This is a genomic window from Actinacidiphila guanduensis, assembly GCF_900103985.1.
Lineage (GTDB): Bacteria > Actinomycetota > Actinomycetes > Streptomycetales > Streptomycetaceae > Actinacidiphila > Actinacidiphila guanduensis.
Genome location: NZ_FNIE01000019.1, coordinates 1 through 17,369, shown reverse-complemented (window position 1 = coordinate 17,369; position 17,369 = coordinate 1). Strand labels below are relative to the sequence as shown.

The 17,369-nt window shown below is 72.5% G+C and carries 13 protein-coding genes; 5 read left to right on the top strand and 8 right to left on the bottom strand.

The genetic code is table 11. The features are described 5' to 3' along the window. Positions 1 to 30: 30 nt before the first annotated feature. From BLR33_RS30270 to BLR33_RS30250, 5 genes are read right to left on the bottom strand one after another with little or no spacing between them, the layout of a single operon-like run. Entirely contained in the window at positions 31 to 2,871 is a 2,841-nt protein-coding gene (locus BLR33_RS30270; protein WP_143031790.1) for a right-handed parallel beta-helix repeat-containing protein, read from the bottom strand. A gap of 45 nt (positions 2,872 to 2,916) precedes the next feature. Next, positions 2,917 to 4,761 (bottom strand): hypothetical protein, encoded by a 1,845-nt coding sequence (locus BLR33_RS30265; protein WP_143031789.1) that lies wholly within the window; start codon positions 4,759 to 4,761, stop codon positions 2,917 to 2,919. A gap of 4 nt (positions 4,762 to 4,765) precedes the next feature. Then, a complete protein-coding gene (locus tag BLR33_RS30260; protein WP_093787847.1) occupies positions 4,766 to 6,259 on the bottom strand; it encodes an ABC transporter substrate-binding protein in 1,494 nt (497 codons plus the stop codon). 47 nt (positions 6,260 to 6,306) lie between these two features. Further along, positions 6,307 to 7,257 (bottom strand): carbohydrate ABC transporter permease, encoded by a 951-nt coding sequence (locus BLR33_RS30255; RefSeq protein ID WP_218136730.1) that lies wholly within the window; start codon positions 7,255 to 7,257, stop codon positions 6,307 to 6,309. A 20-nt stretch (positions 7,258 to 7,277) separates the two neighbouring features. Next, entirely contained in the window at positions 7,278 to 8,297 is a 1,020-nt protein-coding gene (locus BLR33_RS30250; RefSeq protein ID WP_093787846.1) for an ABC transporter permease, read from the bottom strand. Between the two features lie 109 nt (positions 8,298 to 8,406). Here BLR33_RS30250 and BLR33_RS30245 point away from each other — a divergent pair, with 109 nt between their 5' ends. Further along, a complete protein-coding gene (locus tag BLR33_RS30245; protein ID WP_176930633.1) occupies positions 8,407 to 9,996 on the top strand; it encodes an alpha/beta fold hydrolase in 1,590 nt (529 codons plus the stop codon). Between the two features lie 171 nt (positions 9,997 to 10,167). On the opposite strand, the gene BLR33_RS30240 is transcribed toward BLR33_RS30245, so the two are convergent. Next, complete coding sequence (locus BLR33_RS30240) at positions 10,168 to 11,481, bottom strand: alpha-L-fucosidase (RefSeq protein ID WP_093787844.1); 1,314 nt, start codon at positions 11,479 to 11,481, stop codon at positions 10,168 to 10,170. Between the two features lie 347 nt (positions 11,482 to 11,828). Between BLR33_RS30240 and BLR33_RS30235 the strand changes: the two genes are divergently transcribed. Both BLR33_RS30235 and BLR33_RS30230 read left to right on the top strand, forming a co-directional pair. Continuing rightward, on the top strand, positions 11,829 to 12,578 hold the full coding sequence (locus BLR33_RS30235; protein ID WP_176930631.1) for a FadR/GntR family transcriptional regulator: 750 nt from the start codon (positions 11,829 to 11,831) through the stop codon (positions 12,576 to 12,578). Positions 12,579 to 12,823: 245 nt separating this feature from the next. Further along, entirely contained in the window at positions 12,824 to 13,600 is a 777-nt protein-coding gene (locus tag BLR33_RS30230; protein ID WP_093787842.1) for an MBL fold metallo-hydrolase, read from the top strand. Between the two features lie 350 nt (positions 13,601 to 13,950). Here BLR33_RS30230 and BLR33_RS30225 read toward each other — a convergent pair whose 3' ends face one another. Beyond that, positions 13,951 to 14,604, bottom strand: a complete 654-nt coding sequence (locus tag BLR33_RS30225; RefSeq protein WP_093787841.1) for a TetR family transcriptional regulator — start codon at positions 14,602 to 14,604, stop codon at positions 13,951 to 13,953. A gap of 161 nt (positions 14,605 to 14,765) precedes the next feature. On the opposite strand from BLR33_RS30225, the gene BLR33_RS30220 reads away from it, so the two are divergent. Continuing rightward, positions 14,766 to 15,599 carry an SDR family NAD(P)-dependent oxidoreductase gene (locus BLR33_RS30220; protein ID WP_143031788.1) on the top strand — a complete coding sequence of 278 codons (834 nt, stop codon included), beginning with the start codon at positions 14,766 to 14,768 and terminating at the stop codon, positions 15,597 to 15,599. A 240-nt stretch (positions 15,600 to 15,839) separates the two neighbouring features. Here the strand turns inward: BLR33_RS30220 and BLR33_RS37025 are convergent, their stop codons facing one another. Further along, the gene (locus tag BLR33_RS37025; protein WP_093787839.1) at positions 15,840 to 16,310 is read right to left on the bottom strand and encodes an ArsR/SmtB family transcription factor; all 471 of its coding nucleotides are present in this window, start codon (positions 16,308 to 16,310) and stop codon (positions 15,840 to 15,842) included. 425 nt (positions 16,311 to 16,735) lie between these two features. Here BLR33_RS37025 and BLR33_RS30210 point away from each other — a divergent pair. Next, on the top strand, positions 16,736 to 17,369 hold a 634-nt coding region (locus BLR33_RS30210), incomplete at its 3' end, for an MFS transporter (RefSeq protein WP_245771760.1).

Here is a 17,369-nt window from a genome sequence, read left to right as displayed (position 1 = left end):
GGGGCGCACCCGGCACACGGAAGGGGGTGCTCAGGCCGCGGAGACGGCGAGGTCGCCGAAGGACGCCGAGGTCCCGGCGTACGCGCCGGAGTAGATGCCCAGGCCGACCTGGAGGTCGGTGCCCATGGACGCGGTCGTGGTGCCCATCGCGGTCCAGCCGCCGCCGGTGTTGTAGGAGGCGGTGAAGGTCGAGCCGGACTTGACGAGCTTCAGCTGCACCGGCAGCGAGATCACGGGTTTCGCCGTGGTCAGGTAGCCGGTGTTCGGCAGCGTGGACTCGTTGCGGTAGACCAGCCGCAACCCGCCGTCCTGCGAGCGGAAGCTGACCTCCTTGGCGTTCGCGGCACTTCCGTCGCGGATCATCAGCCCGACACCGCAGGGCGGCGCGGACTGCGCGGTGATGGTGACGGTCGCCGTCACGTCGCCCGCGCCGGACACCTGCGTGTGCAGGAAGCTGCCGCTGTCGGTGGTGCTCCAGATGTTGTAGCCGGTGGTGGCGATGGTGCCGTGCCCCGAAGCGTCCTGCGTGGCGTAACCGCCCGCCGCGCCGCCGTAGAGGTCGGTGCCGAGGTTGGTGAGGCTGTACCCGGCGGGGAGCGAGGTGCCGGCGGGGGGCACCGTCACGGTGTACCTGCCGTTCGCCACCTGTCCCTGGTAGACGGCCTGCACGGTGACGACGGTGGTGCCGGCGGCGAGCCCGTGCACGGTGCCGTCGGCGTCGACGGACGCGGTGGCGGGGTCGGCGACGTCGTACACGGCGTTGCTCGCCGCCACGTCGACGGTGGTCCCGTCGCTCATGGTGGCGTTCAGCGGCACCGCCTCGGACCCGCCGACGGGCACGGTGTAGCTGCCGGTGCCCGCGGTGGCGTAGAGCAGGCCGGCCGGGACCGTCCCGGACGCGCCCGCGGTCCAGTAGGGCGCCCCGTACTGGTAGGCGCCGATGGAGGGTTGGGGGTCGGTGTAGTTGATGGTGACACCGGGCACCATCGCGCCGGCGTTGCGGGCAGGGGAGCCGGCCTGCAGGCGGTAGTCGGTGCCGCCGGGGGCCGGGTCCGCGTAGCGCGGGTCGGCGGCGGAGGGCAGGTTGTGGCCGATCAGCACGCCGCCGGAGTCGACGTCCGCGAGATCGGCGCCGATGTTGTTCTCGATCTCGGTGCCGGCGTCGTAGGCGCCGGAGTACAACTGCACGCCGCCGTCGTTGTCGTAGACCTTGGTCCCCAGGCCGTGGGTGTTCATGAAGACGTTGCCGAAGCTCTGGTTCCAGCCGACGTTGTCGTAGACCTCGCCGCCGCCGGTGGAGCCGTCCAGGTAGATCCCGGCAAGCGCGTACGTCTTCACCAGGGGCAGCGGGGTCGCGTCGTGCACCCAGTTGTGGTCGATGGAGCTGCCCGGCAGGGTCAGGTTCACGCCCGCGTAGATCGCGCCGGTGTCGACGCTCAGCCGGGCGTATCCGGAGATGTCGTTGTAGGAGAACCGCTCGTCGGAGGCGGTGGTGTCGGGGGTCAGCTCGTGCCAGTCGACGAGGATGCCCGAACGGCCCGTGCGGTAGATGGTGTTGCGGGTGACGGTCTGGCCGTCCCCTTCGACGTTGACGCCTGCGGTGTAGGTGCCCATGGTGTCCACGTCGTGGATCACCGAGCCCGAGACGAGGTTGCCGCTGCCGAGCAGGGCCACGCCGTTGCCCGAGCTGTGCGCGATGGTGCTGTCCCGCAGCGCGTTGCCGGTGCCGCGCAGGATGATGCCGGTGTCCTTGCCGCCCTGGGTGTACGTGGCGGCGGTGTCGAAGACCGAGGGGTACTCGGCGTCGAGGTGGGTGAGCACCACGTCCGTGCTGCTGTCGCCGGTGGTGACCGTGGCGCCTTGGAGGGTCAGCGCGTTGATCGCGATGTGGCTGACCGCGCCGAGGTCGAAGGCGTACGTGCGCTGCTTGACCTCCACCGTGTGCGCGGCCGGCGAGCTGCCGTCCGGAGACCAGAGGTAGAGCTTCTGCGCGGTCTTGTCGTAGTACCACTGCCCGGCGTGGGAGAAGGTCTCCAGGGTGCCGAAGAGGAAGTAGCGGACCTGGTTGCCGGATTCCAGGCCCAGGTTGGGGCTCGCCGCGAGGGTGACGGAGCCGGGCGCGGAGGAGGTCACGGCGGTGGTCTGCACGTCGTACCAGTGCGAGGTGTACGCCTTCGCCCCGGTCCAGTAGCCGGCCGCCTGGGTCAGCGCCGGGTCGGCGATGGAGGTCGCGGTGGTTCCGGCGCCCGCGTACTCGATCGTCGGGGTGAGCGGGTCCACGCCCGGATCGGGCCACTGCGCCTGGTTGGCCGACGTCCCGTCGTAGAAGAGCTGGTTGCCGGCGAGCGCGGGGTTCACCGCCACGGACGCCTCGTACATGGCGCCGCTGCCGACCGCGCCGGCGAACGGCGAACCGGACAGGCGCGGGTCGGCGGCGGTGAGGCCGGCGAGGTCCGCGGCGGAGACCTGGCTCCATCCGGCCACCTGGTCGGCGCCGTCGATGACGACGTGCTGCCCGCCGTAGGGGGTGAAACTGATCGGCGCGCCGGCTGCCCCGGAGTGCGCGGGGGTGACGGTCTCGTGGTAGGTGCCGCCCATGATCGAGCAGGTGTCGCCGGCCTGTGCGAGGTCCGCGCACTTCTGGACGGTGCGCAGCGGGCTCGTCGTCGCGGTGCCGCTGTTGGTGTCGCTGCCGGTGGTCGAGACGTAGTAGACGTGCGCGGTGGCCGCCGCGGCCGGCACCGCGGCCGGGCCGCCCGCGGTGAGCAGGGCCGCGGCCGCGCAGGCGACGGCCGCGGTGGCGGACACCAGCAGGGAGCGGGGACTTCTTCCGTGGTGTGGTGGGCGGAGCTTGGTCGATCCGGTGAACACGGCTCTCCCTCGGGGGGTTGGATGGTTGCGCGGGGCTGGCGCCGATCAGTGGTGTGCGGGCCGGCGGTCGTGCAGTTCGACGGTCGTGACGACCTCGGTCGAGCAGCCCCCGCCGAGCACGACCTCGAACTCGGGCCCGTGCACGAGGAGTCCGGGACGGCCGTCCTGCCGTACCGTGCCGAAGGTGTGCTGGCCGAAGGAGCCCGCCCGCACCAGCACCCGGCGTGCCGCGGCCGGGTCCAGGTTGACCAGGGTCACCGCGGTACGGTCCGGGGCGATCGCGGTGACCAGCGCGGCAACGTCCGGCGGCAGCCCGGGACGGCCGCGCTCGGCGTCGTGGTACCGCAGCCGGGCGTGCCACAGCCCGCCGTTGTAGAGCGGCTGCGGTGCCCCGCAGGTCAACTGGCCCAGCACTTCGGTGAGGACGGGGTTGCGGTCCTGCCAGTGGTGGATGTCCGCGGTCGAGGGCCCGGTCGCCGGGTCCGTCGGGTCGGCGGCGATGGCGCGGCGGCGCTCGCGCACCAGGTCGAGGGTGACCTGCAGCGCCCGTTCCGGGTAGTCGGGGTTGGTCCCGGCGAGGAAGGACAGCCACGGCACTTCGTGGCCGGCCTCCTCCTTGGTGCGCACGGCGGCGACGTGGTTGCGGTCCGGGCCGGTCGCGCGCTCCAGCCGCTCCGCGTCGGCCGGGTCCTGGCTGACGTGCCACAGCGCGGCCGGCAGTGCCGCCTGAAGCGGCCGGTGCCCGTGCCAGCCGCTGTCGTTGTGCTTGTAGGGCACGGTGGGCACTCCGTCGGGGCCGGTGCGCAGCCCGGCCAGGACCGCGTCGAGCGGGCTGCGGCCCAGTTCGAGGTACTCCTTGCCGCCGCCGACCAGCACCGCGTTGCAGGCGGCGATCACGGCGGCGGCACCGACGCTGTGCAGCCCGTGCGGCCACGCCCATCCGTAGTGCCCGCCGTACCAGCGGCCGTCCAGGTACGCGCCGGTGCGCCCGTCGAGACCGGCGTTGTCGGGCAGCACCCCGCCGTTGGCGCGGGCCCGCTCCAGCCAGCCGCCCGCATAGCGCAGCACCCAGACCCGGAACTCCTCCCGGCCGGTGAGCAGGAACGCGTTCGCCATCAGGCTGGTGGCGGCCAGGTTGACCGCGGTGTCACCGCGGCCCATCCGGTCGCGCATCTCCTCGCCCATCCTGCGGGCGAGTACGGGGTCCGCCACCAGCGCGTCGTAGGAGTCGATGCCCTCGATCCAGTCGAGCGGCAGGCCGTACCAGGCGAAGACCGGGCTCCACGGGAAGACCGGGGCGCCGCCCGTCAGCCCCGGGCGGGGGCCGTCGGCGCCGTTGTGCGGCGCGGTGACGACGTTGGCGCCGGGGTCGTAGTTCCCGGGCCGGCCGCCGAGGTACAGCTCGGCCGAGCGGATCGCCTGTGCCCTGATCCGCTCGTCCTCCGGAGCGGCCAGGCACAGGTGGTAGAGCAGCAGCAGGCCCTCGCCCTGGTGGAACCAGTCGTAGCCGCGGTCGTGGCCGCCGGCGACCATGCCCGCCTCGGTGAGCTGCGCGGTCACCCCGAGCCAGTGCCGCCGGGCGGCGGCCAGCAGGTCGTCGGCGCCGCCGAGGACGTACAGCAGCGGCCAGTTGAAGAAGGGCTCGTAGAAGTCGTCGACCCCGTCGCGGTCGTCGGGCGGCACCCCGAGCCGGTCGTGGAAGACCAGCCGGCCGTCGCCCGCCGGGTCGCAGTAGCGGGCGGAGAACTCGCGCCAGGCCTGGTCGAGTTCGCCGAACAGGCGGCGCTGGAGCACGGCCCAGCGCGCTGGCCGGGCGTATGCCGTGCCCGCCCGCAGCACGGGCCGGCCGGCCGCGTCGCCCGGTTCGGGTGGGACGGAGCTGCCGGGCACCACCTCACGCCCCCTTCGCCCAGGCGTCCATCTGGTCCTGCGCCGCGGACAGCAGCGTCCCGATGCCCGCCCGGTCCAGTTGCTTGAGCAGCTTCGGGATGCCCTCCGAGGGCTTGACCAGGCCGATCGCGACCTGCTGCTGGTACTGCGTGAGGGCGGCGGTGACGGTGGCGACCTGGGTGCGCAGCTTGGAGGTGTCCAGGGAGAAGCCGAGTGCGACCGAGGTCGCCGCGGACTTGTTCAGGGCCGCCTCGACCTCCCAGCGCTTGGCCTTCGCGTCGTCCGCGGTCCGGTAGTAGGCGTTGAACTGGTCGCCGTACATCCAGTCCAGATCGGGGTTGTAGCGGTCGCTCTTGGCGTCGGTGCCGGCCGGGAAGGTGGCCACGCCGTCCTTGAGCACGTAGTGCTTGCCCTCGATGCCGAAGCACAGCAGGTTGTACAGGGCCTTGTCGGTGTTGACCAGTTCGAGGAACTCGACGCACTCCTGCGGGTGCGCGGTGTCGCGATTGACCGCGGTCAGGGTGGAGGAGACGCCGTCGGTGTTGAGCAGCGGGGTGGCCACGAAGCTCTTGCCGATGGTGGGGTAGGTCTCCAACTGGGGGTTGGTGGGCGGGGCCTGGGTGCTCAGGGCCGCGATCGAGCCGGCGTGCTGCTTGGCCGCCCGGTCGGAGGCGCTCAGCGGGTCCTTGGTGGTGTAGCCCTTCTGCCGCCAGGAGTACAGGAGTTCCGCTGCGGCCCGGTACTCGTCGGTGGCGTAGACGTTGAAGACCTTGCGGCTGGTGTCGTCGTACTTGACCGCCAGGCCGTACTGGGTGGCGATCGGGTCCCAGCCGTGGATCTCGGGGTAGAAGGCCGTGCCGGTGGTGGCGTTGTCGGTGGCCCAGCAGATGACGTCGCTCTCGCCGGCCTTCACCTTGGCGAAGAACGGCTCCAGTTGCTCGTATCCCGTCAGCGAGGCCACGTCGAGGTCGTACTTCTCCGCGAGGTCGCGCCGTACCGAGGTGCCCCACAGCTTGGGGAACCGCTGCTGGTTGATGGCGCCGTAGATCCGGCCGCCGACCCGGGCGCCCTGCCAGATGGCCTTGGGCATGCTGGCGTAGAGCCTGGGGGCGTGCTTGGGCAGCAGGTCGTCCAGGGCGAGGAAGTTGCCGCTGCCGGCGTTCTTGAAGAAGTCGTTGGTCCAGCTCGCGGTGAAGACCAGGTCCGCGACGTTGCCGGCGGACATGTTCAGCGTCATCTTCTCGGTGTAGTCCAGCACCGGCTGCAGGGTGACGGTGAAGGTGGCGCCGAGGGCCTTGAGGCGGGCGTTGACGGCTTTTTGCACGAGCGCCTGGTCGGGCTGGGCGGCGAAGGACATGTACTGGTAGGTGAGGTCGACGGTGCCGCCCGGGCCCTTGGCCGAGGAGCCCGAGCAGGCGGCGAGTGCGGTGCTCGCCGCCCCGGCCGCCCCGGCGGCGAGCACGGATCTGCGGGTGAGCGGGGAAGGGGTGAGGGACATGGTGGAGGAACCTCCGGTGTGCGGGTGGGAAGGCGGGGCGGGCGCCGTCAGCCCTTGAGGCCGCCGATGGCGATGCCGCGGACCAGGTAGCGCTGGATGAAGCCGAAGGCGATGACGATCGGCCCGATGGCGAGCACCGCGACCGCCATCCGCACCGTCTGCACCGGTGCGGTGACCAGGTGCCCGGCCTGCGGAGTGCTCGCGGCGTAGTCGATGTTCGACAGGATCCGGTACAGGAACAGCTGCACCGGGGCCAGGTGCTCGTTGTCGATGTAGAGCAGCCCGAGCCACCAGTCGTTCCAGTACACGAGCCCGGTGAACAGGCCCACGGTGGCCAGCGCGGGCGTGGACAGCGGCAGCACCACCTGGAAGAACGTGCGCAGTTCGCCGGCGCCGTCGATCCGGGCCGCGTCCATGATCTCGGCGGGCAGCGACGCGAAGTACGTGCGCAGCAGGATCACGAACCACGGCGAGGCGAGGTAGGGCAGGATCAGCACGAAGAGCGTGTTCTGCAGGTGCAGGTACTGCGTGATCAGGATGTACGTCGGGACCAGTCCGCCGTTGAAGAGCATCGCGAAGATCAGGTACAGCGTCAGCGGGCGGCGCAGCGTGTAGTCGCGGCGGGCCAGGGTGTAGGCCAGCATCGACATCACCAGCAGCGACACCAGCGTGCCGGTGACGGTCACCAGGATCGAGACGCCGTACGCCTGCAGGATCTGGCTCGGGTCGCCGGCCACGTACCGGTAGGCGAAGGTGGTGAAGTGCCGGGGCAGCAGGGAGTACCCCTTGTCGTTGATGGCGCTCTCGGAGGAGAAGGACGCCGACAGCACCATCAGCAGCGGGGCGAGGAAGGCGATCGAGCACAGCGCGAGCAGGCCGTGGATGGCGATCCGCCCGGCCGTGAACCGGTTCTTGCGGACGGGGCCGCGGTACGGGGTCCCGCGGCGCGCAGCCCTGCGGCGGCGCGGGGATTCGTCGGTGAGGGATGCAGCGGTCACAGCAGTCTCCAGATCCCCGCTCAGAACAGGGCCTTGTCGGGATCGCGGCGGCGCACCAGCCAGTTGGCGCCCACCACGAGCACGAAGCCGACGAACGCCTGGTAGAGGCCGGCCGCGGCGGACATGCCCACGTCGCCGAGCGAGGTGAGCGAGCGGTACACATAGGTGTCGATGACGTCGGTGGTCGGGTAGAGCGGGGTGCTGTTGCGCGGCACCTGGAAGAACAGCCCGAAGTCGGCGTGGAAGATGTGGCTGACGTCCAGCAGCAGGTTGATGCTGATCATCGGGGTGAGCAGCGGCAGGGTGATCCGCCGGCTCTGCTGCCATCGTGAGGCCCCGTCGATCGCGGCCGCCTCGTAGTACGCCGGGTCGATGGCGAGGATCGCGGCGAGGTAGGCCACCACCCAGAAGCCGACGCCCTTCCAGACCGCCACGACCACCAGCACGATCCGCCACGGCCCCGGATCGGAGTACCAGTCCACCGGGTGGGCCCCGAACGCTTTGAGCACCTGGTTGGCGAGCCCGTGGTCGGCGTCGAGGAAGGCCAGCACGAAGTAGCTGACCACGACCCAGGAGAAGACGAACGGCAGGAACATCGCCGACTGGTAGACCTTCGCCGCGCGCGGCGAGCGGTCGCGCACCTCGTTGAGCAGCAGCGCGAGAGCCAGCGAGCAGACCAGGGTGGCGGCGATGATCAGGGCGTTCATCAGCACGGTGTTGTACGTGATGTGCCAGGTGTCGCTGCCGGTGAACAGGTAGCGGAAGTTCTCCAGGCCGACCCAGGAGCTGTGCAGGAAGCCCTCGCGCGGCCGGTAGTCCTCGAAGGCGGCCACCAGGCCCGCCATCGGCAGGTAGTTGAAGAGCAGCAGGAGCAGCAGTGCGGGGGCGCCCATCAGCAGCAGGACGGCGTCGGCCCGGCGCCGTGCCTGGCGGCGGGTGCGGACCGTGCTGTCGCGCCGGGGGGCCGGCGGATCGTCGAGGGGCGGGCCCTGGGGCCTGCGGCCCTTGCGGGCGGAGGCGGCAACGCTGGGGGCTGGCATGGGATCTCCGTGGCTGTGCGGTACTCCAGGCTCGGTGCGGTATGTAACATGCGCCGTTGGTGGTCGGGATGTTACTTGCGGCGAAACAGCTATGCAATATACTTGTCGCATGGCCTTGTTGGAACAGCCGCCTTCCCCCGGCACCCGCACAGCTGCCCTCGACCGCATCCGCGCCGCCCTGCCGGACCTGTCCCCGGCCGAGCGCCGGGTGGCCGAGCGCGTCCTGGCCGACCCGGCGCGGGCGATCGCCCTGTCCATCGGGGAGTTCGCCGAGGTGTGCGAGGTGGCGCAGCCCACCGTCTCCCGCTTCTGCCGCAGCGTCGGCTTCCCCGGCTACGCCGCGCTGCGGCTCGGGGTCGCCAACGACTTCGCCGCCGAGAGCCACGGCGCACGGGAGGCGCCCGCCGACCCGCTCGGCGCCCTCGCCGACCGCCTGCGCACCGACGCCTCCCTGCCCGCCGTCGCCCATGCCGCGCGCGTGGCCACGCGGGTGGAGATCTGGCCCGCAGCCGAACTCGCGGGCGCGGCGGGCGTACTGGCGGCGGGCCTCGCCGAACTCTCGGTGCCCGCCGCCGTGTCGGCGGTCCCGGCCCACTGGCCCGCGCGGGCCCGCGGCCTCCCCCCGGACGCCCTGGTGCTGCTTCTCGCCTACGGCTCGGCCGACTTCGGGCAGGGGCCCGGCATCGAGGCGGCCACGGCGGCCGGCGCCCGCGTCGCGTACGCCGCGGCCCAGCCGTCCAGGTCGCTGCTGAAACGGGCCGACCTGTCGGCCCCGCTGCCCGAGCACACCTCACCCGAACTCGTCGGCCAGCTCTTCGCCGAGGCGCTGGTCGAGGCCGTACGGCTCGCGTCCCACCTGGCCGGGCCTCCGGGCCCGGTCTCGCCGTGGCGGCAGTGGCCCCACGTGCGCACCGTCTTCCTGCCGCGGGGCGGGGGCGAGGACCCGATCCCGTGCATGCGGATCGACGCGCCGCACGAGGCCCGGCGCGAGTGCCTGGTGATCTTCTACAACGGCTTCACCGCGAACAAGGAACAGGCCGTCCCGCCCGGCACCGCCTCCAACCGGGTCAGTCCGAACGTGGTGGCGGCGCTGCTGAACGCGGGGTACGACGTGCTGGTGCCCGACGCGCCCGGACACGGGGACCGCAAGCGGGCCTGGGAGGACGCCGTCGCCCTCCACCAGGACAGCCTGGCCGGCAAGGGCCCCGACCTGCTGGCCCAGGCGCGCGAGGAGGCCACCGCGCTGGTCGACGGCGCGCTCGGGCTCGGCATCGTCTCGGGCGCCGACCGGATCGCGGTCGTCGGGCAGTCGTGGGGCGGCCTGCAGGCACTCCTCAAGCTCGCCGGCGACCGGCGCATCTCCTGCGGGGCCGCGATCATGCCGGTCTGCGACGTCACGCAGCTGCCGCAGTTCGCCGACCTCGGCGCCGCCCCGCGGGTCCGCGAGAGCGGCCCCGGCCCGCAGCTCGCCGAACTTCTCGCCCCCCGCCCGCTGCTCCTCATCGCCGGCGAGCGCGACCCGCTCACCACACCGGAGCACATCGCCGACTTCGCCGCGGCGATCAGCCCGGCGTACGCGACCGCCACCGACCACCTGCGCCATGTCGTACTCGACGGCGTGGCCCACGAGTTCGACCCGCGCCAGGTGGACGAGGTGCTCGTCTGGCTCGCCCGGCACGTTCCGGCACGCCGCACGTGAAAGGCCGCCGGCGCGCGAGGAGGAGTGCCCGGGCGGAACGGGCGGGTGGACGACGCGTCAAGGGACGGTAGCTGGACCCGGCCGCCGCGTCGGCTCATCGGTGGGCGCCCGTTTTCCAGACCTCCCGCCCCCACGCCCGGCGGCCGGCACCGGCTGCCGGGCGCGCGGCGGTCAGCCTTCGTCCAGGAAGAGCTCGACCACGGGAAGCAGGACATCGGGCCGGGCGACCGGCACCGTCAGCGTGAGGGTGTCCGCGCTGCGGCCGGGGGGAGCCATGTTGTCGTGCTCGTGCTGCGCCCCGTCCAGTTGCTGGAAGCGCACCTCGGACCCGTCGTGCAGGAACTGCGCGTAGCGCACCCGCCCGGCGAGCCCCGGCAGGTGGACGTGGGTCAGCGGCCAGGTCGGCAGATGCAGGTAGAGGCGGTCGCCGGCCTGCGTGTAGAAGGAGCTGGGCGGTGCCTCGTACGTGCTCGAGCCGGCGCCGTGCACGGACCGGGCGTGCAGCGCCATCCACTCGCCCATCCGCCGCAGCGTGTCCCGCGCTTGCGGGTCCAGTGCGCCCCGGCCGTTCGGGCCGACGTTGAGGAGCATGTTGCCGCCGCAGGCGACCGACTGCACCAGCATCCGCACCAGCAGGGCGGGGTCCTTGTAGTCGCGGTTGTCCCGGTCGTAGCCCCAGGACCCGTTGAGGGTGTGGCACGCCTCCCACATCACCGGCACGCCGTCGCGCTCCAACGGCCGGTCCGGCTGGTACTGCTCGGGCGTCACATAGTCGCCGGGCACGCCGAGCCGGTCGTTGACGAGAATGCCCGGCTGCAATTCCCGTACCGTCCTGAGCAGTTCGTCGGCGCCCCACTCGGCAGGACCCATCCCGGGGTAGCTGAAGTCGAAGAACAGCAGGTCGATCCTGCCGTAGCCGGTGAGCAACTCCGCCACCTGGCCGTGCAGATAGGTGCGGTAGCGCGACAGGTCCCGGGGCTCCCGCTCCGCCGGCGTCCCGCGCAGCGGATGGTGGCGGTCCACGGGGAAGTCCGGGTGGTGCCAGTCCAGCAGCGAGTGGTACAGCCCCACCCGCAGCCCCTCCGCCCGCATCGCCTCGGCGAACTCGGCCACCAGGTCCCGGCCGGCCGCGCGCACCGACGTGTAGTCGGTCAGCGAGGAGCCGAACAGGCAGAAGCCGTCATGGTGCTTCGTGGTGAGCACGGCGTACCGCATCCCGGCCTCGCGCGCGGCCCGCGCCAACTGCCCCGCGTCGAACAGGTCCGGATCGAAGCGCTCCAGGTAACGGTCGTACGCCTCCTGCGACATGGCCTCCCGGCTGCGCACCCACTCGTGCCGCCCCGCGAGGCTGTACAGCCCGAAGTGCACGAACAGGCCGAAGCGCGCGGCCTGGAACCACTGCGCGGACTCCTTGGTCACGGGGCTCTCCTGCCGTGGTCGGCGCCTGCCGGCGTCTGTGATGCCATCGATAGGCGATAATATCATCGGTCCTTCCGTGCGGGGCCGGCCGAGCTGGGGGAGACGGGGGCCTCGGCCTTGCGGGGTGGGCAGGGCGATGCCGCAGCGATGGAGGGTCGCCCGGGCCTTTGAGTCCTTTGAGTTGAGCCCTTTGGGGAGGCGCGTTCCCGGGCCTGGACCCCATGCTCCGGTTCCGGCTTCTCCGTCTCCGGGCGGCACCGGCGAGCGGTATCGGCGAGCGGCTTTACCGGCAGTCGGTTTCACCGGCAGCCGGCGTCACCAGCAGTCGGCGGGACGGGGAAGCACCGCACAAACTCTCCTGGTCTCTTGGTAACCTGGTCACTCGCTGGCAGGACGACGAGAGGCTGCGCGGCATGGCGGGGGCGTTCACTTCGGGCACGGCGTACCAGCGGGTCCGTACGGGAGCCGCGGACCAGGTGCTCCAGGACCTTCGCGACCAGATCCTCTCCGGGGCCCTGGCACGCGGCACGCGGCTGCCCTCGGAGAAGGAGCTCGCGGCGCACTACGAGGTGAGCGCGCCGACCGTCCGCGAGGCCATCCGGGCGCTCAGCGCGATGAACCTGGTCGCCGTGCGGCACGGCGCCGGCACCTACGTGACGGCCGAGACGTCCTCGCTGATGTCCTCGGCGATCGACGCGGTCGTGGAGCTGGAACGGGTCACGCTGCCCGACCTGTTCGACCTGTCCGAGGCCATCTACCGCAAGGCGGCGGAGAATTACCTCCAGGACGGTCAGGGGCGCTCGCTGTCGGCGCTGCGGGCCGCCGCCGAGGCGTTCACCGCCGACATGGGCGACGAGGAACTGCCCGCCGCGCTGCACGCGTTCCTCACCGAACTGGTGGCCCTTTCGGGCAACCAACTGCTGATCGCGATCGCCGGCCACCTGATCGAGGTGCAGATCGCGGCCGCCCGCCGCAGCGCGGAGCGCTCGCCCGACGTGTGGAGCCGGATCGCCGTCCCGCTGCGGGACGAGCGCCTCGCGATCGTCGAGGCGCTGGAACGGGAGGACGCCGCTGCCGCCGACACCGCGATCCGCGCCTACATGAAACGCGGCCGCGAACTCGTCAGCCTGCACGCGGCCGATGCCGCCGAGGAGCGGGGCTGACCGGCCAGGGGCCCGGCGCACCCAAGGGCCACATGGCCACGGCCGATGACGGTGGGCCCTTGTGGAGCGGCGGGGCGTCGACCTGGTCGCCCGCCCAGGGGGCTAGGCGGGCGCGACGGGCCATTCGGCTGGCGGACTGCCTCCACGCCGCGCGAAGGCGATCGTTCCGCCGCGGGAGGCACCGACCTGCGCGGCCCCACCGCGCGCCGAGCCGACCGAATCCCCGAACGTCTGAAAGAGGCCCCATGTCCCGTACCGCCCGCCCCGCCTCCCTCGTCGCCCCCGGTGTGCACCGCCTCGGGGACCATGTCGTGAACTTCTACGCGGTCGAGGAGCCCGACGGCGTGGTCCTCGTCGACTCGGGGCTGCCGAGCCACCTCGGGCAGGTGCGGGAGGTGCTGGATGCCGCCGGGAAGTCGCTGTCGGACGTGCGGGCCGTCCTGCTGACGCACGCCCACCCCGACCACGCCGGTCTGGCCGCGACCTTGCAGAAGGCCGGCGCCGCGGTCCGGGTGCACGAAGGGGACGCCGCGATCCTCAGGGACGGGCCGCGCAGTGCCATGCGGCACGCCAAGCCGGAGCGCTCCATGCTGCCCTACCTGCTGCGGCGCCCGGCAGCGGCGGCCGTCCCCCTCCACCTCGCCCGCAAGGGCGCCTTCACCGCGCCCGCGACGCCTGGGGCGGAGAGCTTCCGCGAGGACGGGCCGCTGGAAGGCGTGCCGGGCAAGCCCCTCGCGATCGGCCTGCCCGGGCACACCCCCGGCAGCGCCGCGTACTTCTTCGCCGAGCGCGGCCTGCTGTTCACCGGGGACGCCCTTGTCACCTACGACGGCCTCACCGGTCTGACCGGACCCGGCCTGGTGTGCCGCGGATTCACCCACGCGAGCGCCGCGGCACTGGCGGCACTGGACCGCCTGGACGGGATCGGCTCCGCCGCCCTGGTGCTGCCCGGCCACGGCGAGCCGTTCTCGGGCGGCATCCAGGAGGCAACCCGCCAGGCCCGCCGAACCGGTCTGCACTGACCCGTTCGCCGGGGCTTTGACGCCGAAGCCGCGAACCAATGTGCGGGCCACCTCATTCACGTGCCGCCGCATGATCGCGCTCGCCTTCTGCGCGTCCCCGGCGTCCAGCCCGACGACCAGGTCGCGCAGCCCCCGCCCCCGCACCCTCCCGGGTGGCGCGCTCAGCACCCGCTGGCCCCCGCCCTGCCCCACGCGTGGCGGGCCAGCAGCGGCGGCACCACGTACCCCTTGGGCGGCGGCACCACGTACCCCTTGGTCCGACCCGGCTCCGGCGCCCCGGCGGCCGGCGCGGGGTCCGGGTGTGCCTGGCCCTTGCGGACCCAACGGCCGCCGTCGGTCCGGTCGCGGGGTCAGTCCGCGCTCAGGCCGGCGCAGGCCGCCGCCAGCAGGCGCCGGAGGGTCGGTTCGAAGCTTCCGGGATTCACCGCGGAGAGCGAGGCGTCGCGCCGGATCGCCTCGGCGAGGAGGTCCGTCGGGTGGGTCACCTGCCACAGCGTGGCCGCCAGGGCGTTCGCGGTGACGACGACGTCCGTCGCGGCATGGGCGAGAGCCGGCGCGGCCGCGCGGATCGCCCCCACGATGGTGTCGACCGCGTCGCGTCCGGTCTTCTTGAAGGCGATCACGCTCTCCAGCGGAACGTCGTGCTCGAGGTGGAGCGGGACGTGCGCCAGCAGGTCGCAGAAGAGCGGGTCCGCGGCGAGGGTCGCCGACAGCACGGAGGCCAGTTCGGCCGTCGTGACGTCGCGGCCGTCCAGTTCCCGGACGACCGCTGCGGCCCACCCCTGCCAGCCCTCCGCCGCCAGGCGCAGCAGCATCGTCTTCGGGGAGTCGAAGTAGCGGCGCACCGCGGAGTGGTGCACTCCCGCGCGCTGGGCGACCGCCGTGAGTGTGAAGGCGGCCACGCCCTCCGCGAGGGCGATCTCCCGCGCGGCGTCGATCAGCGACCGCGTCCGCTGCTGCTTGGTCTCCTCGGTGCGGGCACGCCGGAAGGGTGGGGAGGTCATGGCGGAAGACTAACGCACACGCTGTGCGTTGCGGATCCGACGCGGAAGACCTAGGCTTCTAACGCACAGAGTGTGCGTTAGAGAGAGGTGTCACCGTGAACGGCGACGGCAGCAAAGGCAAGAACAGGAACGACGGCGGCGACGGTGCGAAGGTCCTTCTCGTGACCGGTACGACCTCGGGCATGGGCCGGGTGATCGCGCTGGACGCCGCGTCAGCCGGCTACCAGGTGGTCGCGACGGGCCGCGATCCCGAGCGCATGGCGCGGCTGGCGGAGGACGCCTCCGCCCGGGGGGGCGCTCTCGACATCCGGCACCTGGACATCACGGACCACGTGGGTGTCGGCGCGCTCGTCCGCGAGGTGGCGGAGGAGTACGGCCGCATCGACGCGGTGGTGTCGCAGGCGGGCGGTATCTTCGCCCTCGGCACGGCCGAGCAGATCCCGATGGACGGCTTCCGCTACGTCTTCGAGCGCAACTTCTTCGGCAACCTGGCCGTGATCAAGGCGGTGCTCCCGCACCTGCGGGCCAGCCGCGGCCGCCTGATCGTGACGACCAGCGCCAACGGGCTCGTGGGGGCGCCCTTCAACGACGCCTACGCCTCCTCGAAGTTCGCGCTGGAGGGCGCCGTCGAGTCGCTCGCCCCCGCGGTCGCCCGCCACGGGGTGAGGACGACCATCGTCGAACCCGGCCCCGTGGCCACCGACGTCATGGCCCCGCGGCGCTTCGACCGGCTGGTGCCCACCGAGCATGTGGACGGCGATCCGTACCCGGAGCCGTGGGAGCTGCTGTCCCGGATCATCGCCGCCACCGGGGCGGTGCAGCCGGTCGAGGAGATCGGGCCCCAGATCCTCGATCTGCTCACCCAGGACGACCCGCCCCTGCGGTTCCAGACGGCGCCCTGGGCGACGGACTTCGTCGCGCCGAAGATGTCCGCCGACCTCGACGGCCGGAAGGTCGGCGCTGCCAACGAGGCGTACCTCGCCCTCGCGGACTGACGTAGGTACGGGGCCGCGGCCCCGTACGGCATCGCCGCGGTCCCGGCACGCGACCCCTCGGCGGCGGCGCCGGGACCGGCGCCCCGGCATGGTTCGAAGACCGCGCCGTTGCGGTGGCATACCGGCGCCGACGCCCGGGAGCGCTGGGCGCCTGAGGCCGGGGGACGCCGGGCGGGCGGGGACGGACACCGGGCGGGTGCGGCACTGGCGGACGCGGGCGCGCCGGGTCCTGGACGTCCGTCAGGCGGGCGTGCCGTCGGGGACGGGATCCGGGGTGGCCGGGCGCCTCTCCTCGGCGGCTTGTGACGCGCACTGGGAAACCGTCGGCCGGTCCGGCCGGTAGCCGAGCGCGGCGAGGTCCGCCGCCGCCGATCCGGTCAGCTCCTTCTCTGCGTGGGCCTCGATCATGCGGAGCAGCCCGGGGAAGCGGGCTTCGAGGTCCTCGGTGCGCAGCCGGTTCAGCCGCCGGTTGCCCTCGTCGCGCTGCCGGATGACGCCCGCCTCGCGCAGCACCTTGAAGTGCCTGCTGAGGGTGGACTTGCTGATCGACAGGGCGAAGCTCACACACGCCGACTCGCCGTTGCGGCCGAGGCCGATGAGGTGGGCGACGATCGTGAGCCGCACCGGGTCACCGAGTGCGGCGAGCACCGCCGGGAGGCGGATCTCCTCGCGCTCGGGAAAGACGAGTTCGGTCGATGTGCGGCTGGCCATGGGTCCACGGTACTCGATGTTCGGAACGCCCGAACATCTGTTATGTTCGGGATTCCCGAACATCGCCTCCTGGAGGACTCATGCCGTCCCCTCGCTCCCTCATGCTGTTCCCCGGTGTGCCTCCCACCCGCACCGGACCCGGCGGGCTCTTCCCGGCCGTCCCGTCACGCCCGGGCCCGTCGCATCCGGGCCCGTCACGCGCGGATTCGTCCGCCCCAGCCGTCCCCGCCACGGACCCCGCCCCCAGCATCCCGAAGGGGCGGTGACCGGCATGCTCCGCACCCTGCGTTCCGGTCCGCCGTGGACCACCGTGCTGGTCTGCTGCGTCGCGCAGTTCATGGTCATCCTCGACGTGACCATCGTGAACGTGGCCCTGCCCCGGATGCGGCACGACCTCGGACTTTTCCGTCGACGGCCAGCAGTGGGTGGTCAACGCCTACACCCTGACCTTCGCCGGGTTCCTGATGCTCGGCGGACGTGCCGCGGACCTGTGGGGGCGGCGTCGCGTGTTCCTTGTCGGCCTCACCCTGTTCACCCTCTTCAGCCTGGTCGGCGGCCTGGCGCAGAACGGGGCCTGGCTCATCACCGCCCGCGCGCTGCAGGGACTCGGCGGCGCGGTCCTCGCCCCGTCCACGCTGTCCCTGCTGACCAACCGCTTCACCGAACCCCACGAGCGGCGCCGGGCGCTCGGCGCCTGGTCGACCACCTCGGCCAGTGGTGCGGCCGTCGGCGTCCTCGCCGGAGGCGTGCTCACCGATCTGCTCGACTGGCGCTGGGTGCTGTTCGTCAACGTTCCCATCGGAGCGGCCGTCGTCGTCCTGGCCGCGGTCGCGCTCCCCGAGTCGCGCGCGGAGGGCGAACGGCCGAAGCTCGACGTGCTGGGCGCGGTGACCGTCACGCTCGGGCTCGCCGCCCTGGTCTACGCGGTGGTCGGCACGAACGAGCACCCGTGGGGGTCGGCGCGCACGCTCGTCACCCTCGGCGTCGCCGTCGCGCTGCTCGCCGTGTTCGCGGTCACCGAGACCCGCATCGCCGAGGCGCCGCTCATCCCGTTCTCGG